Source organism: Pseudochelatococcus contaminans, from assembly GCF_014195635.1.
Taxonomy (GTDB): domain Bacteria; phylum Pseudomonadota; class Alphaproteobacteria; order Rhizobiales; family Beijerinckiaceae; genus Pseudochelatococcus; species Pseudochelatococcus contaminans.
Genome location: NZ_JACICC010000001.1, coordinates 237,900 through 262,438, shown reverse-complemented (window position 1 = coordinate 262,438; position 24,539 = coordinate 237,900). Strand labels below are relative to the sequence as shown.

General features: G+C 59.1%; 17 protein-coding genes. 2 read left to right on the top strand and 15 right to left on the bottom strand.

Going from position 1 to position 24,539, the window contains the following annotated elements; translation table 11 throughout:
- Positions 1-29: 29 nt before the first annotated feature.
- From tssC (FHS81_RS01130) to tssH, 14 genes are all read right to left on the bottom strand, one after another.
- A complete protein-coding gene (gene tssC, locus FHS81_RS01130; RefSeq protein ID WP_183750200.1) occupies positions 30-1,610 on the bottom strand; it encodes a type VI secretion system contractile sheath large subunit in 1,581 nt (526 codons plus the stop codon).
- Between the two features lie 31 nt (positions 1,611-1,641).
- The gene (gene tssC / locus FHS81_RS01125) at positions 1,642-3,138 is read right to left on the bottom strand and encodes a type VI secretion system contractile sheath large subunit (protein ID WP_183750199.1); all 1,497 of its coding nucleotides are present in this window, start codon (positions 3,136-3,138) and stop codon (positions 1,642-1,644) included.
- Between the two features lie 3 nt (positions 3,139-3,141).
- The gene (gene tssB / locus FHS81_RS01120) at positions 3,142-3,669 is read right to left on the bottom strand and encodes a type VI secretion system contractile sheath small subunit (protein ID WP_183750198.1); all 528 of its coding nucleotides are present in this window, start codon (positions 3,667-3,669) and stop codon (positions 3,142-3,144) included.
- 163 nt (positions 3,670-3,832) lie between these two features.
- A complete protein-coding gene (gene tssA / locus FHS81_RS01115; protein WP_183750197.1) occupies positions 3,833-5,005 on the bottom strand; it encodes a type VI secretion system protein TssA in 1,173 nt (390 codons plus the stop codon).
- 97 nt (positions 5,006-5,102) lie between these two features.
- On the bottom strand, positions 5,103-8,537 hold the full coding sequence (gene tssM / locus FHS81_RS01110; RefSeq protein WP_183750196.1) for a type VI secretion system membrane subunit TssM: 3,435 nt from the start codon (positions 8,535-8,537) through the stop codon (positions 5,103-5,105).
- Between the two features lie 78 nt (positions 8,538-8,615).
- Positions 8,616-10,175: a type IVB secretion system protein IcmH/DotU gene (gene icmH, locus FHS81_RS01105; protein WP_183750195.1), complete on the bottom strand. Its 1,560-nt coding sequence runs from the start codon at positions 10,173-10,175 to the stop codon at positions 8,616-8,618.
- Between the two features lie 77 nt (positions 10,176-10,252).
- Entirely contained in the window at positions 10,253-11,590 is a 1,338-nt protein-coding gene (gene tssK / locus FHS81_RS01100) for a type VI secretion system baseplate subunit TssK (protein ID WP_183750194.1), read from the bottom strand.
- A 70-nt stretch (positions 11,591-11,660) separates the two neighbouring features.
- Positions 11,661-13,118, bottom strand: coding sequence for an FHA domain-containing protein (locus FHS81_RS01095; protein WP_183750193.1), 1,458 nt, complete (start codon positions 13,116-13,118; stop codon positions 11,661-11,663).
- Positions 13,119-13,136: 18 nt separating this feature from the next.
- Complete coding sequence (locus FHS81_RS01090; protein WP_183750192.1) at positions 13,137-13,727, bottom strand: DUF6931 family protein; 591 nt, start codon at positions 13,725-13,727, stop codon at positions 13,137-13,139.
- A 12-nt stretch (positions 13,728-13,739) separates the two neighbouring features.
- Positions 13,740-15,755, bottom strand: coding sequence for a type VI secretion system Vgr family protein (locus FHS81_RS01085; protein ID WP_183750191.1), 2,016 nt, complete (start codon positions 15,753-15,755; stop codon positions 13,740-13,742).
- Between the two features lie 149 nt (positions 15,756-15,904).
- Positions 15,905-16,381: an Hcp family type VI secretion system effector gene (locus FHS81_RS01080; RefSeq protein WP_183750190.1), complete on the bottom strand. Its 477-nt coding sequence runs from the start codon at positions 16,379-16,381 to the stop codon at positions 15,905-15,907.
- A 443-nt stretch (positions 16,382-16,824) separates the two neighbouring features.
- The gene (locus tag FHS81_RS01075; protein WP_183750189.1) at positions 16,825-17,886 is read right to left on the bottom strand and encodes a methyltransferase domain-containing protein; all 1,062 of its coding nucleotides are present in this window, start codon (positions 17,884-17,886) and stop codon (positions 16,825-16,827) included.
- A 1-nt stretch (position 17,887) separates the two neighbouring features.
- Positions 17,888-18,271, bottom strand: coding sequence for a PAAR domain-containing protein (locus tag FHS81_RS01070; RefSeq protein WP_183750188.1), 384 nt, complete (start codon positions 18,269-18,271; stop codon positions 17,888-17,890).
- A gap of 191 nt (positions 18,272-18,462) precedes the next feature.
- On the bottom strand, positions 18,463-21,111 hold the full coding sequence (tssH, locus tag FHS81_RS01065) for a type VI secretion system ATPase TssH (RefSeq protein ID WP_183750187.1): 2,649 nt from the start codon (positions 21,109-21,111) through the stop codon (positions 18,463-18,465).
- A gap of 514 nt (positions 21,112-21,625) precedes the next feature.
- Between tssH and tssJ the strand changes: the two genes are divergently transcribed.
- Together tssJ and FHS81_RS01055 are read left to right on the top strand one after the other, a co-directional pair.
- Entirely contained in the window at positions 21,626-22,099 is a 474-nt protein-coding gene (gene tssJ, locus FHS81_RS01060) for a type VI secretion system lipoprotein TssJ (RefSeq protein WP_183750186.1), read from the top strand.
- A 203-nt stretch (positions 22,100-22,302) separates the two neighbouring features.
- Positions 22,303-23,502, top strand: a complete 1,200-nt coding sequence (locus FHS81_RS01055; protein ID WP_183750185.1) for a serine/threonine-protein kinase — start codon at positions 22,303-22,305, stop codon at positions 23,500-23,502.
- Here the strand turns inward: FHS81_RS01055 and FHS81_RS01050 are convergent.
- On the bottom strand, positions 23,493-24,275 hold the full coding sequence (locus FHS81_RS01050; protein WP_183750184.1) for a MinD/ParA family ATP-binding protein: 783 nt from the start codon (positions 24,273-24,275) through the stop codon (positions 23,493-23,495). The genes FHS81_RS01055 and FHS81_RS01050 overlap by 10 nt on opposite strands.
- Positions 24,276-24,539 lie beyond the last annotated feature (264 nt).

Sequence of the window (24,539 nt, the reverse complement as noted above, 5' to 3'; positions counted from 1 at the left end):
ATTTAGTCTCCATGAAAAAATAAGTAAAACTACGCCACCCGCGGGTTGGCGAATGCAATATCGGTAACGAGCTTGAAAGTGGTGAAAACCCGGTCAAGGTGAAAATGCGGCCTCAAATGCATGACACATGCGAAGGAGCCTGGTCGACCGGGAACCTCCCGCACTTCGATCCGGGCTTCCCGCAACGGGAACCGCGCCTTCATATCCGGAGGAGCATCGTCGTTTCCAAGGCAGTACCCCAGAATCCATGACTGAAGATCCCGCTCGCATGCATCAGCCGTGACATAGCTGCCGATCCGGTCACGTACCTGGACTTTGACATGCTGCGCAAAACGCGAAACACAAAGGATGTAGCGCAGCATGGATGACAAGCGCGCGTTCATCTGGGCAACGTTGCTGCCCTGCTGCCGCACAGACTGGATCGACAAGCCGGAATGGAAGGCCAGATAGGACGTGTCTTTGCACACGTTCAGGTTCATCAAGCCAAGCTGCCAAAGATCCTGCTCGATATGGCCCGGAATCGCAACCTCGCAACCAAAACGGTTGATTATACCCGGCGCATCAGTTTCGGTCGGCGGCGCCGCGACCCCGGTCACGAGACCGCAGTCAATGGCGTCTCGACGCGTCCCGCAGATATCCGCAAACCAGCCGTAAAGGTCGAATGCGCGGATGAGCACCTCGCCGAATGCATAAACGGCGCTCCCCCAGCAAAGCTCATCCATGGCAAGGCCCCGTGCATCTTCCCGATAACGGAACGGGAGACCCGGGACCGTCTCGCCGACACGCGGCTCCCGCATCAGGACACGCGGAAGCACCACCCCCACGAAACGGGCCTCATCAAGGGCCCGGAGACGCTCGTAGCGGATATATTCGGGCTCCCGGAACAGGCCGCGCAGATTCGGCTGCCGATCGAGTTCCGTAAAGCTCTGCAATCCGATCAGCGCGGGCGAGGCAGACAACACCGCCGGGGCAAAAGCCGCTGCTGCGACACTCGCAAGGCCGTTCAAGACGGCGACATCGTCGATCTGATGATCTTCGGACAAGCGGTGACGAATCTCGAAATCACACAGCAGAACGCCATAGGGCTTGCCGCCCGGCATGCCAAACTCGTCGTTATAGACCCGCCGAAACAGAAAACTCTGGTCGAAATCGACCGCCCGCTGGAAATCACGCGCGATCTCGTCCCAGGAGACATTCAGAACCTTCACCACGACCTTCGACGCCGTGAAAGCGCTCTTGCAGAGATATTGCAGGCCCCGCCATGAGGCTTCTATCTGCAAAAATCGCTTATGGTGCAGTACGGCATTGAGCTGGTCCGTCAGGAGATCGTCGAAAAACGCCAGGTCGCGGTCAATTGCCCCCATCAATGCGGCGCCGTCCCGCAAGTGAGCGATGTCCCTGCCGAACCATATACCCAAGGCTTTAGCGGGATCTTTAGCCGACAGAAATGCATCAAGGCGTCCGGAAGGACGACGGCCAAGCACCATGTCGATGATTTGACGACGCAGGGGAATAGTCTCCCCTGCGTCGTCATCAGCGGAATAATCCTGCGAAGCGGCGGCTTTGACGTCACCTCGTGGATTGGCGTTCTCGTCAGCATCAAGCAACATTCCCAATCCCCCGATGCCGAGAGCGCATCCGTTACGAGACAGTCGGAATACGCGCCACCATACGCAGCGAGGTGGTCAGCTCTTCCATCTGCAACCAGGGACGGAGCCACGCCACAGCGTGATAGGAGCCGGGCTTGCCGGGAATCTCACGCACCTCGACCTTCGCCTCGGCCAGCGGATATTTGGCCTTCATATCCTGGCCCGCATCCTGATTGCCATTGACGTAGTTGATGATCCACCGATTGAGCCAGTCCTCGCAGGCCGAAGCCTCGACGAAAGATCCGATCTTGTCCCGGCCCATGATCTTCAGATAATGAGCGAAGCGGGACGTCGCCATGATGTACGGCAGCCGTGCCGAGATCGCGGCATTGGCGGTTGCGTCGGGACGATCGTACTTCTTCGGCTTCTGGGCGGTCTGGGAACCGAAGAACACCGCATAGTCGGTGCCCTTGTAGTGGCAGAGCGGCAGGAAGCCGAGCTTGGAAAGCTCTGCCTCACGACGATCGGTGATGCCGATCTCCGTCGGACATTGCTGGTCGGCATCGCCGTCATCGGAGGTAAAGACGTGGCTTGGCAGACCTTCCACCTTACCGCCACCTTCCGCGCCACGGATCGCAGTGCACCAGCCATACTTGGCGAAGGCGTCCGTCAGGCGGGTTCCGAGCACGTACGACGAATTCATCCAGCAATATTCTTCATGCTTCATGGCGCGCGCGACGCCATTCACGATATTGCCTTCCTCGTAGCCGAACTCTTCGATAGGCTTGGTTTCGGCGCCGTAAGGCAACCGCGCAAGGGTGCGCGGCATGGTCAGCGTCACGAACCGGGAATCGTCAGATTCGCGGAAGCCGCGCCACTTGGCATATTCAGCGGTATCGAAGATCTTCTCCAGATCCCGCGGCTTCGACAGATCCGTGAAATCGTCGAAACCAAAGAGGGTCGGACTTGCCGCAGTAATGAACGGCGCAAATGCTGCCGCCGCAACGTTCGAGGCCAGCGACAAAAGCTCGACATCATCCGGATGATTGGAGAATTCATAGTCTCCGATGAGCGCACCGTAAGGTTCGCCACCCGGGCTGCCGAATTCCGACTCGTAGATCTTCTTGAAGATCGTGCTCTGGTCGAACTCCGCAGACTTGGTGAGGCTCTTGTAGAGCTCACGCTTCGTGCAGTTGAGGACGCGGATCTTGAGACTCGTGCCCGTTTCGGAGTTCATGACAAGGTGGTTCAACCCACGCCATGAGCCTTCCAGCTTCTGGAAGTCGGGGTGATGAAGCACGGCATTGAGCTGGGTCGAGATTTTTTCGTCGATCCGCTTGATGGCCGAGTTGATCGTCTGTGTCAGGTTCTTGGAGTACGTGACGGTGCCCGAAAGCGCCTCGCGGGTCAGCGTGCGCAGAAGCTCCCTGGTCCGGTCAGGATCGGTCTGCCGCGTGGCGGCGATTGCTTGATCGAGGAACGAAATTCCGCCCTCAGCGGTCGCAACTTCCGAGGCGGCGCCCTGATTTTGTGTATCCGTGGAACTCATTCCTCAGCCCTCCTTGGAGTCATTGTCATTGGCGTCAGCAGAAACGCCGAGCTGATCGCTGAGGCTCTTGAGATGTCCCTCGTTCGCGAGAATCTGCTCCAGCAGTTCCTCGAGATTTTCCGAACGGTCGGCCTTGGAGAGCAGATCACGCAGTTCGTTGCGCGCTTCGAGCAGCTTGCGCAGCGGCTCGACGCGATTGACAACCGCCGCCGGCTCGAAATCTTCCATGGACTTGAAATTCAGTTCCACCGAAAGCTGGCTGCCATCATCGGCAAGCGTGTTGTCGACCTTCAGCTTCACACCAGGTGTCAGACGCGCCAATACCTGATTGAAATTGTCGCGGTCGATCTGGATGAACTTGCGATCGTTGAGCGCCGCCAGCGGCGTGCTCGGATCGCCGGAGAAGTCCCCGAGGACGCCGACCACGAACGGCAGTTCCTTCTGGACAACGGCGCCCTCCGTCTCGACATCGTAAGTAATGTGAACGCGCGGCTTGCGAACACGGTTCAATTTATCATGAACGCTGAGCATCGTACCCTGAAACCCCCATTTTAATACATGCTTAAGTAATATACTTGTATTAATGCGCTAAATTCAGGCGCCGCACAGGAATAGCCTGCACACAAATCATAAAATAACTTAAATATAAGATGATTTTATGACGGAATTATTTGAGATTTACTGTTTATATAAACTATTCATCTGAATCTGATTCCACTTCAGGAGAACTAATTCCAGATGCGATAAAGAAGTAATGCCTGGCACTACTATCAATAATGAGCTCCTGAAGAAGCTCATTGAATGACATTCGTCCGCGCCGGACAACCTCTTCCAGTGTGTAGGAAATCGGAGAATGAGGTTCCGTCTCGCGAAAGAAAGTGGCAATCTGAAGAAGCTGCCGAAGCCCGTCCTCTCGATTGACCGGCCTCGTTGAGGGCACCGCACGGCCCGTCGATGCATTGCCTGCCTCTTCGTCATATTCGCCGCTGTCATCGTCCTCACTGTCGCTTTCCTCGTCCTTCGCTGTCTCGGATTGTGCCGCCTCAAGCTCGGCGGCACGCGCGGCATGGGCCAGCTTGTCCGCTGCAAAGATGTTGACGTCATCAGCAATGGCCTGGAGAACAGCACGAATGCTGCCGGCTGGCGGCGCATCGATCCCGACCTGCCCGGCAAATGCGCCGGAAAGCTCATCGAGCGCCTCCCTCACCGCCGCAATGCCGGCGACAAGATCGGCATACCAGGACGCGGGTGTCGCGTTGACCGCCTCCGTAAAGGTGGCCAGGGACAAAGCACCGGCCGCAATGCGCTCGTCACGCTTCTTCGAGTCGCTGATCTGCTCGATCTCTTGAGCCTGGTGATATTGCCAGAGCCCGTAGGGCGGCTCGCTCGCGGTCAGCGGTATCTTCCGCAACGGCTGAATGAGCGTCCCCTCACCCTCGGCACCGTTGAGCCCGATGAACGGTGAGAGCCTGGACTCGTTTCCATCCTCGTCGGGAAGAGGGTAGAGAGTGTCCCAGAAGCGCTCGACCAGCCCGTGAGATGCCTTGATCCCGACATAGAGGCCAGCGCATCCGCTGAGGCGCAGCAGCGCCTCCGCCAACCAGGAAGCGACCTCTATATCCTTGCCCTCCTCGGTCAGGATTTCGACGCCGAGTTGCGCGACCTCCTGCCATTCGGACATCGGCGATGGAGCGTCACCATCGACGTCGATTGCCCTCTCCTTCCGGCGCGCGCTGGCGCGAGCGTCCTTCATGCGGAGAAAGCGAGACGTTGGCGAAAGATCCAGACGTGGATCAACCCCGCTCGGCGTATCGCCATCAAACGGTTCCAGCAACAACTCGAAATCGAATGTCGGTTCAAAGGTCATTATAATATCTGAACATGCCGGTTTATGAATGAAGCCAGTCTAGCTCGCCACATGCGACGTCGATATGACATTTTTGTCTGCAATGTATTGTGCCTCTTCATTGCCCTACGAGAAACGGCGCACAACGAAACCCGGCAAGAACGTTATCCTGGAAAGGGTTATAGACGCTCGCCGCCTCGATCGAGAAACTGGCAGATCGCGCGTCGATATTGACGCCGAGCTCGTAACGCGATCCCCCGACCGGCTTCAGTGTCCGGCTATCAAGAAAGCGGAACAGCGCCCACGGCCCATCCATACTGACAGAGGACGGCCTGCCAGGCTGAGTGGCGCCGAATGCGACGCGGACCCCGCCCTTCGCGCCCGGCCATTGCATGGGGACGGTCTGTGTCGGGCCGTATTGATAGGTCAGGGACTGATCGTCAATCGTCAGCGTAACACTCATCGCCCCCGGATCGAGGTCAACCGGAGTCACAGTAAAGGCGATCTGCGGCGACATTCCACTGCCGAAAAATGCCTTCTGGATCGCGGCAGCCTGCTGGAAATAGAGCAGCGCGCCACGGGCAAGGTCAGGCCGCGCCACCGAATTGCCGTGCAGCTTCCAGGGATTGCTGCCAGTATCCACGAACGGCTTGAGTTGCTTGTCGAAGAATTGCTGCATCAGGCCGTCCGGCCCGAACATCTTGCTGAAATCCGCGATTGTCACCTCGTTACTCGATACCGAGAACGGATACCGTTCATTGATGGCGGCCTGACAGAAGGGAAGCACTTGCGCCTTCCAGGCGGCGTTGATGTCCACGTTGACACCTGCATTCGCCACGCCCGATGTGTTCCGCGCCAGATCCGCCACGGATTCAGCCAACGCCTGAGGCGCTCCCGTCGTTTCGAGCTGCAACTGGTTGAGAATCTGAGCAAAGGCCGGATTGCCCGTCACGTTTACGACCTGGGAGGCACCTGCGTCGCCGACGGCGGCCAACGGGCCGATAAGCGCTCGCAATTGCGAAAGCGACGACACCAATTGATCGAGAGCGCTCGGGCTGCCGCTGACGAGCTGGCGCAGCGGCTCGAAATGATCGGTAATCGCGTTGCCAGGGAAGGACGGGTCGCGCTGAGGAGCAGGGTTGGGAGCTGCTGCCGCCCCGTGCGCATCTGCGAGCGCGGCCTGCGCATCGGTAGCGGACGGCGGGTAGACCGCCGTCTCCCGGGCCGCCGACTGGAGATAGGCGGCAAGGGGAGAGGGCGGCCCGAGCAGCGATTGCAGAATGCTCAGCTCCTTCTGGAAGCTCGTGAACGGCGCGATCGTCACGTCGTTCAGCATGTTCTCCCAGGCTGTCGTGTAATCGTTGACATAGAGCGCGATCATTTGCTGCGCCATGTCGGCCGCATCCTTTTCCATTTCCCAGTCCACGCCCGGATTGGCAAAACGGACCCACTCCTCGGCCGCCACCCGATCCGCCAGCTTTGAGATCGCTGGCAACACCGTGGTTGAAAACGCGTCTGCTCGATACATTCCGGGAATGCCCTCGGACAATGACCGTCCCGAACGGCGCACAAAAGCATGGGGCACCAGCGGCCCGGCGATATCGGTCAGTCGCCAGGGGGGCAGATCCCTGATCTCGGGAAGCGCGCGCAACAGTTCCATTCCCCTCTGCGCCGGCGGAAACGCCTCCAGCACGTCGCGGGCACGGCTCACCAATCCCTGATCGAGTTCCATAGCCGGAAAACCGACATTGATGAGGTTATCGAGCTGTTGGACCAGAGCCTCGCGGCGTGACGCGTACATTGGGCCGGGATACATGTTCCGCCAATAGTTCGACATCCGCGCCACGATCACGTCGCGATCGATGGGCGCGACATTGCCGAGCATCAGGTAGCTCATGAGCGCCCCGTAAAGCTCTCGCGGGACATTCATATTATCCTGAATCTGCTTTTCCAGATCGGCATCGAGTATCGGCAGGAAGATGCGCCGCAGCGACGTGGCATAGGCCCCCCGCGTGGCGCGCGAAAGCTGATGATACATCGATTTGCTGCCAAAAAGCTGGAATGGCTCAGGCTTATTTCGCTCATCCCAGCCCGTCGGCAGGGCCGCCAGGGCTTGCAACGCCGGCAGCACCACTGCCATGTCGCTCTGTTCCGGCTCGGAAATACGAATGATGGCGCCCCCGAACTCGGCTTTTATCCGTGCGGCGTCTTGCCGGACATCGTCAACGATGTAGTGCACCCTGACAATGTTCAGCGCTCCCAGGATAACCAATACGGCCACCGCGGCGGTGACGAGGCCGGCAATACCCCACCGGGCCCACCACTCCGCCCGACGGCTGTGCTTGTCGCGGCTTACAAGTCCGGCTTCGGCAAAAACGACTTTCTCCAGCATATCGCGGATAAACATGCCACGGTTGCGGGTATTCCCGCTGGGCTCCATCGGCGTAGACATCCCGCCTTCCGCCTCCTCCCCGTCAATGACCCCGCCATCGGCGCTCGTGAAGTAGACCCCCCTCAACAGCAGCGGATGCTCGAATTCATTCGGTTGGAAAACGTCTTCGATGAACTCCTGAAGCCTGGATTTAAGCGCGCCCATATGCGGCAGAAACATAAAGCTCTTGAAACGCGGCGATACCTCGCCAGGACTGCCGGCGCGATCGAGAACGCGCGGCAATTGCCACTGTAGAAATGCATCGTATTCGCGGCTGAAAACCTTGGCAGCGTCCTCACCCTCCGCAGTCAACCCTTTTTCATCGAGAAGCGGCAGCGTCACACCGAAAACGCCGTCGCGCTCGGCAGGCAATGCATTTGCAAAAAACTCCGGAAAGCCCGGTATCTCATCCGCCTTGGTGAGGACGACGTAGACAGGAAGCCGCACATGAAGCCGGCTTTGAATATCGACGAGATACCGACGCAGTTCGGTATGCATTGGCAACGACTGGAATTCGGCTGAGCGCCTCAGTTCCAGCGCGTCGATCGTCAGGATGAGGCCATTGAGCGGTTGCCGCGGCCGATAACGGCGTATCAGGCCGAGGAAGCTGCGCCACACCCGTCTCTCAAGATGGGATTCGACCAGCCCGGGCGTGTCGACGATCACGGCCTTGTCGGCAAAGGAGAGCACATAGCCAACCCCGGCGGAAACCTGCCCGCCGCGCTTGTCGCCCAAAGGAAAACGCAACCCGGACATGCGGATAAGCGAGCTCTTCCCCGAGCGTTCCGGCCCGACCACAAGATACCACGGCAAGGTGTAACGATAGGTCCGGCTGCGCGACCGATCCATGGTGCGCAGGATCTCCATGGCACGCTTCAACCCGCGATCCAGCGACTCGATCCGGGCTCTGGCGTCGTTTTCCGCTTCCGACGCCGTCTCCTCGCTCTTGGGCGCCGCCCCCGGCCGGAACCACAGGATCAAGACGACGACGACGATCAGAAAAACAATGAGCGTGACGCACAGGCGCACCAGCGGGTCCGCCAGCACGGAGTGGCCACCGATCGTCAGCAAGGGAGCAAGGAACCACGTGGCGAGCGTCAGCGTGATGGTGACGGCGGCCATCAAAACCCAATGCCAGAACGGCCTAGTTCGTATCGTCTGTAACATGACCCGAATGATCCACGATTCCGTTGCAACAACTCATTGAGCCGTCAAAAATATTTCGACACGCCGGTTGGCGAGACGCCCCTCCGGCGTGGTATTGGGGGCAATCGGATTGTCCGCGCCCCTGCCCGTGTATGACACGCGTGAGGGGTCTCCCAGCCCTTGCGCAATGACCCGCGCCACCTCCTGCGCACGCAAGGTGGAAAGCACCAGGTTGTTGGGGAAGCGCGCGGAAGGCCGGACCCCCACGTTGTCCGTATAGCCGATCACCGTCACCGTCCCGGGAAGGCCGTCCAGAGCGGCGGCAACGGCCTGCATCACACGCGGATAAGGATCATTGAGGTTTGTGGATCCTGACGCGAACAACTCCTGTGTCGTGATGACGGCGACCCTGCCATCCATCATCGTGACCCGCAGCAGGCCGGCTGCCTGCTGGGGCTGCAACATGCCGGAGACGACTTCGAACGGGCTTTGAACCACAGCTGGCGGCGGCGGTTCAGCAGGGGCAGCAGCGATCGCGGCCGGCTGAACCGGGGGAGGCGCCGAGGGGCGAATTGGAACGGCCTTGGAGACGAGACTCTCGACTTCGCGCACCGTGAGCGTCGTGTTCCGTTGCAACACGATGTTCGGTATGATGAACAGAAGCAGGAGCAGGATCACCACTCCCATACAACCCAACCAGAACGGCAGGAAATCCCGCAGCCCGCGCCGTTCGACCGCGACAGGGCGCCATGTCGGCGACAGCTCGGACCGGGGCGTGCCGTGAGTGTCGCGCAAGAACTGACCGATTTCCTCGCGGATGCGGCCCAGCTCTGCCCCGTCGTGCGTATTGAGCCGGTACTTTCCAGCAAAGCCAAAGATGAGGCAGAAATAATAGACCTCGATTTCCTGCACGAATTTCGGGCCGGAGCCCATCATTTCGGCAAGCAGAACGAAAAACCGCTCACCGCCCCACGTCTCCCGGAAGAAAAGGGAGATCAGGCTCTTTGTGGCCCATGCGCTGTCCTTGCCCCAACTGGTGTTGAGGATCACATCATCTATGGTCGCCGCCAGGGCATAAAGCAGCAGGGAGGCGTGGCGCGGCGGGATGCCGTGCGTCAACACCTGCTTTTCATAATCAACGAGCGCATTGGTCAACGACGAGTGGAATGCGCTGACATCGCCTGGTCTCCCGCCCGTCTGCACATACATGAACCGCTCGAATATCGGCACGGCCAGAGACAGGGCAGGATTGCCGCGAAAGATCTCGATAGCCGCAGAGAACGCCGCAGAATGATCAACTCCCACCTTCACGGAGTCGCGAAAGACGGAATTCGCCGCCGATACATTGAAGGGAAAGCTGTCCCCCTTGCCGCCTGCACCGCCAGCCGGCGGCGTGATGCCGACCGGCACGCGAAGACGGGCGTTCTTGGGTGCAATACCTTTGTCTGCAGTATCCTTTGACGGCCCGGTCTTTGGATCGCCGTCCTCGTGAGAGCTTGCGGGTTTCCCGAACTTGCCGCCAGGCACCGGCAGTGTGGAACGCTGCTGGCGCAGGAGCGCCGTGGACGCCTTAATCGTCACGTCTTCATCGTCCGCCTGCATTTCGCCCACCATACGCCGCCTTCCAATCGCACTTTCAAATATTTGAATAAGAATATCGATATAATAATATTTGAATTATATGCCTGACTTTACTTTCTTCTTACTGCCCATAACTCCATGGATACATCCGGAAACTCACCAGACAGGTGCACCGCGATGCCGCCGGATGACGCCATGCTTTTCCAGGTCGGACTATTGGGTTCGAGTTCGAAATAAACCGCAGAAGACTGATACGGGATCTGCCGCGGCACTACGGCAAGCGGCTGGACGCGGATTCCCGGAAGCTGGACATTGACAAGCTCCCGAATCTGCTCGACAGGGCCAATCTTGATCAAGGCAGGCAAGGCACGGCGAATTTGCTCTTCGGGCATACTTGCCCTGACCACAAGGACAAAGGTCGCGCTGGTCAGCAGGGTCTTGTCCGGTATGACACCCGCGCGAATACCGTATTTGCGATCCTGTAAAGGAATATTGACCACGGCCTGCTCAACAACCGCGCTCAACGACTGGCGCAGCGCTATCATAACCGTAGCGAAGACATGCTCCAGATCGTCATGACGGTAAACTGCATAGTCTTCCGGCCGTTTCCGGGGCGAAGTAAACGTGGAAAGTTCTCCCGCAAGTTCTACAAAACGCGCATAAAGCTGCTCCGGGTGTACGCCGGAGAGATCGCGGAAATGCTTGAGCAACGGCTCCGCGCGATTGATGAGTTGCAGCAACAGAAAATCCGCAATTTCCGCCACACCACGGCTGGATGTCCCTGTGACCAACGGCGCCAGCGCCTCGCCCCGGTGATGAAGCATCGCCATGACCTCGGTCAGGAAACCGGAAAGCGTGGGTGAGGCCGCGGTATCCATGAAAGGCGGAATATAGGCGGGATCAAGCCGCACACGGCGATCGGCGGCAACTTCCGCGATCCGTGCAAGGCCAAGGCTATGAAATCCGCTGCGGTCCTCATTCTGGAGCTGGAGCGAGAGGTTGAGAGCAGCCGTTCTGATCCGCGCCTGCCCGCTGGCGCCGTTGATAGCGTCAGCCACCTCGGACTCCGCCGCGGTGAATCGGGCTGAACCCTTGAAATACGCTCCGACCTGCACTTCGGGCGCCCCGCGCTGCTGAACGGGAACACAAAGATAGACGATCGTATCGGTTGTACCGACCGGCAGGTTGATGGGCGTCGGCGCCACGTGATCGTCAGGAATATTGAACGGCGAACCATCCTCGAATACACCGCTGCATCGATCTACCGCGACCTTCCCAAGCGCCAGCAAGCCTGCATCGAGCGATAGCTCGCGAAGCCCCCACGAGAACGGACGCAATCCCTCCACGCGCTGGCGCAAGAGCCGCTCGAAATAGCGATCCTGTTGCTGAAAATGCTGGGCCCGCAGGAACATGCCCTCGGACCAGACGACCTTGTCGTGATGTCTCATAATTTGTCGTCTCCGTCAGGCGGGATAGCCGATTGGAACGTTCGATAGCGAAATCGCCAGGAGTTGCCTTTCATCCTGCCGCCTTTTCATCCTCCTGCAGGGGGACGACAGCAGCGTTGATCGACGCGACCTGTCCGCTGGCAATAGCTGCAATGGTCTCGCGGGCCCGCGTCCGCAGACGGTCGGTCACGTCCGACAGAACTGCCGAAGGCGTCGAAGCGATCTTGTCCATCACAGCATTCGGATCACCGCCGAAGAAGCACTCGTCTCCGGGCCGCGTCAGCGACCATTCCAGCCATGCGAAAGCGGCAAGTACATGCTTATCTGGCTCAATGCCGGATTTAGTCTCTACCGGAATCGCCTCCGACGACGCTTCGAGAGCCTCTTTCATCTCCAGCAACGCCGCGCTGACAGAAGCGGCAGAGCCGGCGGCGATGGCCGAAATAGCCGCGCTGGCGCGTGCCAGAAGTTGATCGACGAGGCCCGACAGAACCTCCGGCGCGGTCGATGCGACCCTGTCAGCCACGACCCTGGGATCGCCGCCAAAGAAGCGCTCTTCTCCAGGCTGCTCCAGCACCCATTCCAGCCACTCGAAAGCGACGAGCATCTGGATACAGGATTCAAAAGCCGGCTTATGGTCTTTCGGAGCCCCGATGAGTGGGGCTTTGGCGAACTCAGCGGGGATCTGCGACGCAGCAGAGACAGCCTCAGGCGGCGAATTGGGAAACGCAAAGGAGGCAGCAGCCTCCTCCTCGACCGGAAAAGGCGCACCGGAGATCTCCTCTGCGTCCCAGTCCTCTGGAATAAAGATCGATGTCGGCGAGGCAGAGTCGAGCACCTGCCTTTCAGGCGACAGGTGTTCGGATTCGGACTGACGGCTCCACAACTCTTGCCTGAGTTGATCCGAGGTCTGGGTCAGGCCGCCGGGCAGCGGCATGCCGGAGAGAAGCATGGGTGATGCCTGTCCGCCCCCCCACTCGCGGCGGCCGGAGGCAAGCGGCGACGGGGGCAGCATGCCGTCATCCGGCGAAAACCCGGACAACGGCTTGCCCCCCTGAACGGTGTCGTACTCCCGCAATGGCCGAGGCACTTTCCCCCAGGCATCCGCCTCGACATCTGGAACCGGAACGGAACCGTTCCCGGAATTCACCTCTGCGGCAGCATGCGGCAGCATAGCGCGGAACGGGTCACGCGCGGAATCCTCGCGTTCCAGCACCGAGAGTGCAATGCTGAAACGGGACACGTTCAACACGTCGCCGTCGCTCACGATCGCCGAGTGACCACGCCCCACCGGACGTTCTGCATCATTCAGAAAAACACCGTTCGACGACGTATCCGTGAGCACGAAAACGCCGGATTTGAGATCGATCATCAGATGATGGCGTGAGATCGTGCGCTTGTCGTCCACGATCACCCAGTCGTTGTCGGCTTCGCGGCCGATCCAGAACGGGCCTGATTCCACGATTCGCGTCCGCTCTCCCTCAAAATCTGAGGGTTCAACGATTGTGAGCTTGAGGCGCGGTGGCATGGAACTCTCAGCCTTTCATCACGTTGGGGGCAGACCATTGCCACCGTTGGCGATGTCGATACCGATTGCGAGGGCGGCTTCGTGCCGCTTTCCGATCATTTTGGCCTCTCCCGGCACGCAGCAGTAGATGACCGATGCGGCGGCGGCACTGCCCGTCAATTGGTCTCCCGGCGGGACGAGTTCCCCGGTTTCCGGCGGCGCAAGACTTCCCCCGGACCAGAACACCGCGAGCGCGGCATAGGCGCCCGCGGTTCCGAAATTCAGCGCCTCGGCATAGGCGAAGGCAGCACGGCGGTTGGCCTCGGTGGGCTCGTATACCCAGGTCTCGGCAATCGCCCACGCCTCGGCTTCTGCCGGCGGCAGATCTTCCGGCAAAAGGCAGCGCCGGGTTGCGCAAGTCCACCACACCGCCTCGCGACGCGGCAGAGCCACCGCGATGTAGCGGATGGCGTCGATATTCTGTCCGTCCGCCACCAACGCCTTGACGAAGTCCACAGCCGACTGGCCCGGCAGAAGCAGCGCGCCCGCTTCCTCTTCGGGCTCGATCAGCGTGCAAAGCTGCTCGGCGAGCGAGAAACGGAACTTCGGCAAAAAGCCTACATCAACCATCGGTCAGCCTCGCTAATTGATCGTGACGATCCCGCCCTTGACCTGCACCATGCCGTCGCCGTTGATGTTAACCATCGGGCCGCCGACCTGTACCTTCGCATCCCCGGTGAGGGTGATCTGCGTGCCTTTCACGGCGATCCCCGTCTGGCTGATGGTCAGCGAGTTGCTGCCCACCTTGAGGGTGATCGACTGCGCCGCCTTCAGGGTGATGCTGCCGCCATCGCACTGCAAAGTCGCGTTGCCGGAGCCGAGCTTCACCGCATAGTTCCCGCTCTTCACGTCAGTCGACGCGTTCCCCTGCGAGACCGTCAGCGACGAATTGCCCTTCGATACGACCGCGCTGTCGTTGCCCTCCGACACCGTGAGCGCGTGATTTCCCTTGGAAATGGTCGTACTGTCGTTGCCTTCCTCGACAGTCAGCATCCGGTCGTTCTTGATGGTGATCTTCTGGTCGTGTTTCACCTGAAGCGTGTCATCGTTCTCGACCTCACGCGTATAATCTTTCTGTGCGCGAATATAGAACAGCTCACTGTCCTTCTTATCCTCGAAGCGCAACTCGTTAAACGTGGTCGCACTGCCTTCCTTGCTGGAGCGCGTCTTGAAACCGCTCTGCGTCTTGTTGTCCGGCAGGGAATAGGGCGGCGCGTTGGTGCCGTTGTAGGCGCAGCCGATCACGAGCGGCCGGTCCGGATCGCCCTCCAGAAAGACGACGATTACCTCCATGCCGACCCGAGGCGTGAACTGGCTACCCCAGCCCGGCCCGGCCAGCATCTGCGAAACCCTCACCCAGCAGGAGCTTTTCTCGTCACCCTTGCCAAGCCTGTCCCAACGAAACTGGACACGAATGCGGCCATACTTGTCGCAATAGATCTCCTCGCCGGAGGGACCGACGACGATTGCAGTCTGCGGGCCGGGGATTAGCGGGCGGGCGCCCTGGCGCTGCGGGCGGAACAGCGTCTCCGCCGGCAGCGCCGTGAAACTGTTGCTGTACCGCGGCTCGCCCGCGGCATTGCCGAGGTGGGTGTTGTCCTCTGCCTCATGGTTGACGGAAGCGAGCACGTAGCTCTTGCCCTGCTCCGACGTCACCTCGTGCTTGTCGAGGGTGAACTTGCCGCCCGGCTGAAACAGCCGGTAGGCACCGGCCCCGTTCACGACGGCATAGCCGGCTTCCACCGCCTCCATACGCAGGCGGGAGGCGCCCGCGCCATCGCCCTTTTGGAGATAATCACCGGGATAATCGAAAACTTCCCACGTCTTGAAAGCCCCGTTGGACAACGCTGTCCCGGTGCTGGACGTCAAATCGGATGCGGGCTGTTCGAAGTTATAATCCGTCAGCGCGGCCTTGCCGGACACGAAACGATATCCCGGATTCCAGCTTTCGATCGAGATCGTCTCGCCGGAGAGCGGCGGCGCATAATACACCGAATCTTCGCCGCAATCGCCATAGCCGGCGGCGCTGTCGCTCAACACCAGCGTATGCGCGCCGTCGCCGTGCTGGAAATAGAAGTAGATACCCTCTTCAGCCAGAATTCGCCGCAGGAAATCATAATCGGTTTCATTGTATTGAACACAGTATTCCCGCGCGACATGAGTCCCTGTAAGCCCCTTTTTCTTGAAATCAGAGACAGTTCCTTCAGACAGCAGGGTCTCGGCGATCTGCACCACGGACTGGTTCTGGAACACGCGGCAATCGGCGGTCAGGGTGAGGAGCCATAGCTTGGGCCGCAGCACGATCTGATAGCGCCTGTGCCCGCTGACGGCTCGCCCGCCAGCCGAAAAGGCCGCGACGATGCCATTGAATGCACGCGGGGCGGCATCGGGGCGGCTGATCTTCAGGGTCACCGGCTTGCCGAGCAGACTGTCTGCGGTGATGCCCGCGTTGGATGAGATCATCGAGATCTTCATCTCGAAGAGCTCCGACAATGCTTCACTGCCCGAGATGGCGGTCGGAATCAGCACATCGCTCCCGAGCGGCGTTGTCAACGACAGCAACCGCCCCTTCTGTACGGGAGAATAGAGAGCGCTCATTCAATCACCCCAGATCCGCTGGCGGGAGAGCCTGCGCCGCGGTACGCCGGACACATACGAAAAGTAGAACCACCGCGAAAAGTGGAACCACCGAAGACGCGGGGCCGCGTTGCGTATAGCCCGGCGTCTTCGGCGAATGAGGAACAGTCTTAGCTGGTCTTCGCCGTGGACAGGTCGTAGGCGACCTTGATCGAGGACTTCGGCTTGCCTTCCTTGTCCATCGGGATGAACTCGAACTCGAGCTTGACGAAGGAAATCGAGATCGACTCAGACGGGCGGTCGCCGCTGCTGGAGACCGAGTAGGACGAGATCAGCGCGTCAGTCAGCGTATAGACGACGTATTTCGCGCCGGGATTGCCGGTGGAAACCAGGTTGATCTTGACCGTCTTGCCCTTGGAACCCGTGCAGGCTTCCGTGAACAGCTTCGTGGAGGCAGCATCGAACTGCTTCACGATCGAGATTTCACTGACCGATGGCTCGGTCGACTCACGGTTGCCGGTGGCGCCCGGGGTCATGCTGATGCCGCGCCCAACGCCCCATGAAACCGAATGGACTTCGATCTGATCCTTGAATCCGTCCTGAGTAACTTCACCCTTGATATCTTCATAATCAACGTAAATAGCCATTTTAAAATCTCCATTATACAATGCGCCACCAGCGCAATGAATACATAACAACATTTTATTACATTAAAACGACAAAATTTTAATACATTTTTCGTATAAATACTATTAATTTGAGTTTATTGTTTTTATTGAATAAACTTCATAAGTAAAGTAAAAATAATTTTTATATTTAATGTTATAATTTATATAAAATATATTTTTTGTAAAAAATTTAAACCTATTTTTTTGTATTTTTATTTCTGTGATTGTATGTTTCTGTTTTGATGCGTCTTGCAAATTTGCTCTCAGGGTGCAGCAACATCAAATTCATCATGGTCGACAATTCGTTGACAATTAATACCCATATATTTTTTACAAAAACAAATAAAACGTAATTACAGTAATGCACATACACCTAAATTAATAATAATTATAATCCGTCGTACTTAATTGCCGTTGCAATTTCAAGTATTACTCTCATTGCGCACCCGCTCATTCCAATGCCGAGAAAACAGCATCAACTCACTTCTGTAACGCACCGTCGCGCGGTCATGCAGCCGGACATCCCATTCCAGCTCTTCCCGGCCAACGGCCCGCAGCCACGCCGACTCCGGCTTACCACCTGCCCGGTTAGCCAAGTCCACAACACCTGCCACCGCCTCGCCATCCACGAGCCACGCCGCCGCCGGTGTCGCGTGGCTCGCCCAGTCATAAGGCGTCGCCACCACAAGCTGCCCCTCTGGTCCTAGCGCCCGCTCGACTTCCCGCATCAGTGCGGCAGGATCGGCAACGCAATCCAGCACGTTCATCGCCACCACCCGGCCGAACACTCCCGCCGGAAACGGCAACGCGAGCGCATCGGCGATCCAGAAATCCGCGCGCTCCCGCCCCGCGAATTCCGCCGCCACCCTGCGCCGCTCATACCTCACGCCCACCCGCCGGTGGGGGAAAAGCACAACCCCGTCATCGATCACCCCGCGGCCGATCTTCAACAGCGGCCAGTTGACGTCGATCCCCAGCACAGGGAACGCATCACTGGCCGCCATATCCAGCGTGGTGCGCCCCGCCGCGCAACCGATGTCCAGCACAGGCCCTTGCGTAGCCGGCAAACGCGCGGAAGCCACTGCCAACCCCCGGCGGATGCTGCCCGCCTCATCCGGCGCGAACAGATCGCCATAATGATCGTATGCGTAGCTTGCCTGTTGCTGTCGTATGACGTTGAAAGCCGCATCCGGCCCCACTGCCGCGCCGACGAGGTTCTCCAGTTCCTCCGTATCAAGATCGCCCTGCAACACCAGCGGCAAGTTGCTGGCTAACCAACCGGCAAGATCCGGCATCAGCACCGGCGCTCCAGCGATGACCGGATAAGCCTGGCCGCATTCGGCGGCGGTGCAGCGCAGTATCCCGGCGCGCACGTCACCATCCACGATCCGCGCGCCGGGTGCGAGCGCCAGCGGGCTCTCCCGCCCGGCGAAGCGGCAGGCAGGGCAGATCGGTCGCAATGTTTCAAAGTGCAGCACTCGCATGTCAGCCACCGATCATCACGGTGGGACAACCCGGCGGCATGATGTTGCCAGCAGGGCTTGGAATCGGCGCAACGCAACTCGCATGGAGCGTGGTATCGCCCACGCGCGCCGCCGGCATCTTGCCGATCAGCACCGTGGCGGAACCCTTCATGATCATCCCCGGTCCCGCCGGTACACAGCCCGCGAGCATGCAGGGAACGGTGGTATCCGTCATCCGCGCGGCCGGCATCTTGCCGATCAGCACCGTAGGGCACCCCTTGATGATGGCAAGCGGCATCGCCGGATGCGGTATCGGAGTCGGCACCAGCGCGGGCGGGTGAATGGGCGCATGACAATGGGGCGCGGTCTGCAAGACGTTGTCCCCGATACGAGCGGCAGGCGGCATGGTGAAACCCCGGAGTTTTTCCCGATCCGTCCATCCTTGACCCACAGGCGCATTCCCCAAACGGAAACCGGCCGGACGAATATCAGCAAACAGTCATGTTGACCTTGAAATTCTATAACCAACTGAAATAAAAAGGAAAATACTTTCAACTATATCCGCCTCCGGACCAGTGATCCGGAGGCGGCAATGGTTCATTCCACCACGTAGCTGAAGTCCCCACCCTCGGTGAGGCCGACATGGATACGGGTGACCGGCATGCCGGTAGCCAACGACTCCAGCACCCGCGCCGACATCTCCGGCAACAGCGTGCGCGAGAGGATGTTCTCGATGTTGCGGGCGCCCGAAGCGCTTTCCGTGCAGCGGCTGGCAATCGTTTCCACCAGCGCCGGGTCGTACTCGAAGCTCGCCTTGTGAGACTCATACACCCGCTTGCGGATGCGGTTGAGTTGCAACTCCACGATCATGCGGATCGTCTCATCCGCCAGCGGCAGATAAGGCACCAGCGTCACACGGCCGAGGAAGGCGTCCTTGAAGTACTTCGTCAGCTCAGGACGCAGCGCCTCCGCCAGCGTCGCAGGGTCCGGAATGGTGTCCGGATCGGCGCAAAGCTTGGCAATGAGGTCTGAAGCAGCGTTCGACGTCATGATGATCAGAGTGTTCTTGAAATCGATGTCGCGCCCTTCGCCATCCTTCATCTGGCCCTTGTCGAACACCTGGAAGAACACATCCTGAATACCCGGATGGGCTTTTTCCATTTCGTCGAGCAGGATTACCGAATACGGCCGGCGGCGGACCGCTTCGGTGAGCACGCCGCCCTCGCCATAGCCGACATAGCCGGGAGGACTGCCCATCAGCAAGCTGACCTTATGCTCTTCCTTGAACTCCGTCATGTTGATGGTCGTGAGATTCTGCTCACCGCCGAAGAGCAGGTCGGCAAGGGTGAGCGCCGTTTCAGTCTTGCCAACACCCGATGGGCCAACCATCAGGAACACACCGACTGGTTTGCGCGGATCGGTCAGCCGTGCGCGGGAAGTACGGATCGCCTGCGACACCGCAGCTATAGCATGGGACTGGCCCACCACCCGGTGCTCCATCGCAGACTGCAACGCCAGCACAGAACGGATTTCGTCAGATTGCATTCGGCCGGCGGGAATGCCGGTCCAGTTCTGCACCACCTCGGCCACCGCCTGCCCGTCCACCAGCGGGAAAACCAGCGGTTGCTCGCCCTGTGAAGCCTTGAGGGCGTTAGTGACTTCGTCGAACTCGGCACGTAGTGTCGCCACTGTATCGGCGCCGGGTTCAAGCGCTTCCAGTTCCTTACGCAGCGCGTCCAGACGCTCGACGAAAGCCTTTTCCTCCTGCCAGCGCGCCTCAAGCGCCGTCAGTTCGGCCGCCACGGCGGCGCGCTCCTCCGTCAACGTGTCCTGACGCGCACCATGTGCGGCGCCAGTCAGAGTCTCACGACTGAGAATGCCGAGTTCGGTATCAATAAGCTCCAGCCGACGACGCCGGTCATCGACAGGAGCCGGAATAGTTGCCTGGCTAATAGCAACGCGGGAGCAGGCTGTGTCCAGCAGAGATACCGACTTGTCGGGAAGCTGACGGGCAGGGATATAACGCGCGGACAGCCGCACAGACTCGTTCACCGCCTCATCGAGAATGCGCACGCTGTGGAACTTTTCGAGCGTTCCCACGAGGCCGCGCATCATTGCCACCGCAACCGGCTCGCTCGGCTCCTCCACTTTCACGACCTGGAAGCGACGCACCAGCGCCGGGTCCTTTTCAAAGTATTTTTTGTACTCCGCCCATGTGGTGGCGGCGATGGTCCGCAGCTCGCCGCGCGCCAGCGCCGGCTTCAGGAGATTCGCGGCATCGCCCTGGCCCGCGACACCACCGGCGCCGATGAGCGTATGGGCCTCGTCGATGAACAGAATCACCGGCTTCGGACTCGCCTTGACACCATCGATGACAGCACGCAGCCGATTTTCGAACTCGCCCTTCATGCTGGCCCCGGCTTGCAACAAGCCAAGGTCGAGGGAGCGCAACGCCACGTCGCGCAGCGCCGGGGGCACGTCGCCGGAGGCAATGCGCAGCGCAAAGCCTTCCACCACCGCCGTCTTGCCAACGCCCGCCTCGCCGGTGAGGATCGGGTTATTTTGCCGGCGTCGGATCAGGATGTCCGTGATCTGACGGATCTCCTCATCGCGGCCAAGGATGGGGTCGATACGCCCGGCCCGCGCCTCTGCGGTCAGGTCGAGCGTGTATTGCTGCAACGCTTCGCCAGCGTTACCGGCGCCGCCGGCTGCGGAACCGGCAGCCCCGTCGACATTTGGCGTAGCGCCGGCCCCCGTACCCGAGCCGGCCTCCCTGCTGGTGGCGGTGATCTTGACGAACTCCCGCTTCAGGATGTCAGGCGAGATGCGCTTGAGCTCAGTCGAGATGTCATCGATACGCCATCCCTGCTGCTCGTCCGCAATCAGTGCCCATAACAGATGCCCGGAGCGGATCGCGCGCAGACCAAGATCGACGGAAGCGAAAAGCCAGGCCTGCTTGACGAGATCCACCATGTCGGGGGCGAACCCAGGCGCCCGGGCGTTGCCGGTCTTGAACTTGTCAAGCGCACGACCGAAATCGGCAGCAAGCCGCCCATGGTCGATCTCAAAGTGGGACAGGATAAGGCCAACATCGGAGTCGTCGATTTCGATCAACTTGGCGAACCAGTGCTCTATCTCGACATTATAGTGGGTCCGCATCAGCGCGAAACCGGAAGCATTTTCCAGCGACTTACGGCAAACGTCATCAAGACGGAGGATCAACGATTTGAGATCAACAGCAATCATTTTGCTTCCCTGATGAATAGCACCGAAAGATGCAACAAAATAAAAATATAAATTAAAATAGAAATTTTTGTATACAACATGTATTATGTATCTATTTATAATTTATACGTCGAACGTATCTTATATATTATAAGAAAATATTAAGCATATAATCTTTAATATGCTTTGATAGCTTTATACGCTAGGAATATGTACGCCTTGTGTATATGTAGATACTTGCGGAAAATTATTTAAATCTCTCAATTCGTCGTCATTTTGTCAGGATGAGATGATTTTGTTGCCCACCAGATTGGCGTGATCGGAGCGGCAATCCCATCGGGCCCATCGGAATTGTGAGTAGCAGCGCCGGGAAGCGTTTGTTCAGGAGTATGGTTGCATGAACAGGATCTCTCCAACAGGATCTCTCTGCGGCTCGCCCCGGCAAACGACAGGAATGATACCGCCAGAAAAAGCTGGGCCATGTGAAGGGCGCGTCGCGGAAAACCGGAGGCTCGACTGGAGCCGGAGGACGTTCGTGCTCGGCAGCCTCATGGCGATCGCTGGATGCGGAACCATGAAGTCTACCCCGAAGACATCAGCGGCCATAACCATTCAGGCGACGGATACGATCAACCCGTCATCAACTGGTCTGTCGTCTCCAGTCTTGCTGCGTATTTTCACTCTGAAGACAGCGACAGCTTTCCTTCAACACGACTTCGGTGCAATCTTTGGTGGCAACGCCGAGGCGCTCGGTGACGATCTGGTTAGCAAGCGCGAATATCTGATCCAGCCCGGTGCCACGATCAAGTATGAGGAGTCCCTACCGCCGGACGTCACCGTCATCGGCATCGTAGCAGGCTTCCGGTCCATAGACACGGCGCAATGGCGTGCCCAGCTACCTGTCAAGACGAATGGCGTCAACCACATCTCTGTGAAAATCGACGACATCAACGTGACCGCCTCTCTGGAGCGATTCAAATCCAACCGCATGCTGCCCTCTCTCTGGTAACGGCAGCTCCCGAAACCAGCCGGGATTACGAGGCGACGCAATCACAAGCGGAGTTTACGGGTGCAAGGTTCCATCGGGAACGGGAGCGAGCTATTCGCCAGCAAATAAACGCCATCCTGTTTGCCTTCGTTTCGGGACGGCGTGCCTTTGATGTGGCAGCATCCGAGCTCGGAGAGGCATGTTCCGACGAGGAGACGCAGACCATGCTTGCGCAATGCCTGCAGGATCTCGTCAACAGCCACCGAATCCCCTACAAGCTGGCCGTCGATCTGTTCGATACCGCGCTGGCCGAGGGCGCTGCCCCTCCCTTCCCTGCTGCCGATCTCGACGCAGCGCTTGCCGCATTCCACGGTGCCCGGCTGCGCCGGCACGCCAGAACCGATACCCGGATGAGCGATAGCCTTGCACCTGCACGGATGCATGCTCAGGAACCGCCAACCATCGGACACCTGCTGCGCGATCGGTTCGTGCTTGATACGGTGCTTGGACGCGGAGGCATGGGCACCGTCTATCGGGCCGTGGACCGCCGTCGTCTGGAAGCCGGCGCCCCCCAACCATACGTGGCGCTGAAGCTCCTCAACGGGCCGCTGGCGAACCGCCCTGAAGCGCTTGCTGCGCTGGGAGCGGAAACCCGCAGCGCTCAGGAACTTGCTCACCCCAATATCGTGACCGTCCACGATTGCGACCGTGACGGCCCACATCCATTCATCGTGATGGAGTGGCTCCGCGGCAGTTCCCTGAAAACGGTGCTGCATGGGGACGCGGATTTCGTCGGCAGTCAGCGTGCCTATCGTGCGGTGGTAGACCTCTGCGCAGGGCTTGCCTATGCCCATTACCACGGCGTCGCCCATGCAGATCTGAAGCCGGGTAATCTGTTCCTCTGTGAGAATGGCCGGCTTAAGATCCTCGATTTCGGCATTTCTTCCAAAGTGCTTTCCGATCAGAGGGAACCATTCGATCGATCGAATTTCGCTCCAAACAAGGAATCGCCTGGTGAAAATCGATCCGCTCAAATTCGGCCCGGTTCCATGAAAGCCGCGACCGAAGACGGGGGCGATGTCGTAGTCGTGCTGACACCTGCCTTCACCAGCCCGGAACGTATTTGTGGGCGAGGCCCTTCCCTGCGCGATGATATCTACGCCCTTGGCTGTCTCGTCCATCTAATGCTGAACGGACGCCACCCCTTCAATCGCATGTCTGCTGTCGAGGCGCGGGAGAGGCGGCTTGTCCCTCCTGCCCTGCCAAGCCTTGGCGCCAGTGCCCGCCGGGTCGTGGATCTGGCGTTGTCGTTCGATGAAAATCTCCGGCCCGCAGATGCGGGTGCCTTTCTCGATGCCTTCTCATCCGGTGCCCGCCGCGACGTTCTCCAAAGAACGGAGCAACGGCTCACGGATCATCGATAATATCGACCGCTTTCGTCGAGCAGCGCCACGACTTGCCTCAGATGCCCGATAAAAGGAGCCGTGGGCATGGCCGCCGCAAGTACGCCTTTGCTACCAAGCCGGATGAGCTCCTCCGCGAGCGGGAGGACGGCAGCGACGGGAGTGCGGCAGGCGGCGGAAATATCTTCCTCAATGCCAGAGCCATGAATTACGGCAAGCACTTTGTTGACAACCAGCAGCAGCTGGGGAACCTCCAGACGGCGAACGAGATCAAGCGTCACCGTCATTCCCTGATAATCCTGATGATCGGGACGCAGGACCAGAAGCAGCGCATCGGAGAGCGCGATCGACAGCAGGGCATGCCCATTGACTCCCGGTTGAGTGTCAATCAGCAGGAAATCAAGCGCAAAGCGGGGACCAAGGCTCTGGATACCCTCGTTCAGTAACTCGGCGGAATATCCATGCTTGAGGATGTGAGCAATATCCCCATTACGCATGCTGGCCGGCACAAAGAAAATCCGGCCGGAGGAATTCGTGCGCGTCGACGGAAGCACGCTGTCAGTAACGTCGACAACCGCTTCCTCCACCGGGCCGCGCCCCTGAAGATAATCGCTCAAAGTAAAGCGGCGGATTGTGTGATCGAGCCCTAACAACACATGAAGCCCCGGGGAGTACACCGCAGCATCAATCACCCCGACCCGATGGCCGCGCTCCGCCAGAAGCACAGCAAGGTTGGCGACGATCGTCGATACGCCGGTGCCACCCCGACAGGAATGAGTCGTGATGATTCGCATCACTCCCCCCACCCTGGAAAGCATCGTCGCTGGTCTGTGCAGGCGTCTATATCCATGTCGATCGTATAATGCGGCGAGGGGTCCATATTATTGGATTTCTCTCCAGCATATCAATGCCTGCGCCAATTTCGATTTTGGCAGATACGAATAATTTGGAGAATCGCCCCTGCCACGTCATGCGGGAGGCTCGCGGGTGCACCGAGCGGATTCCGAAGCGTGAAAATCATATCACGCAAGCAGCGAAGGTGCACATACCAGATGTTT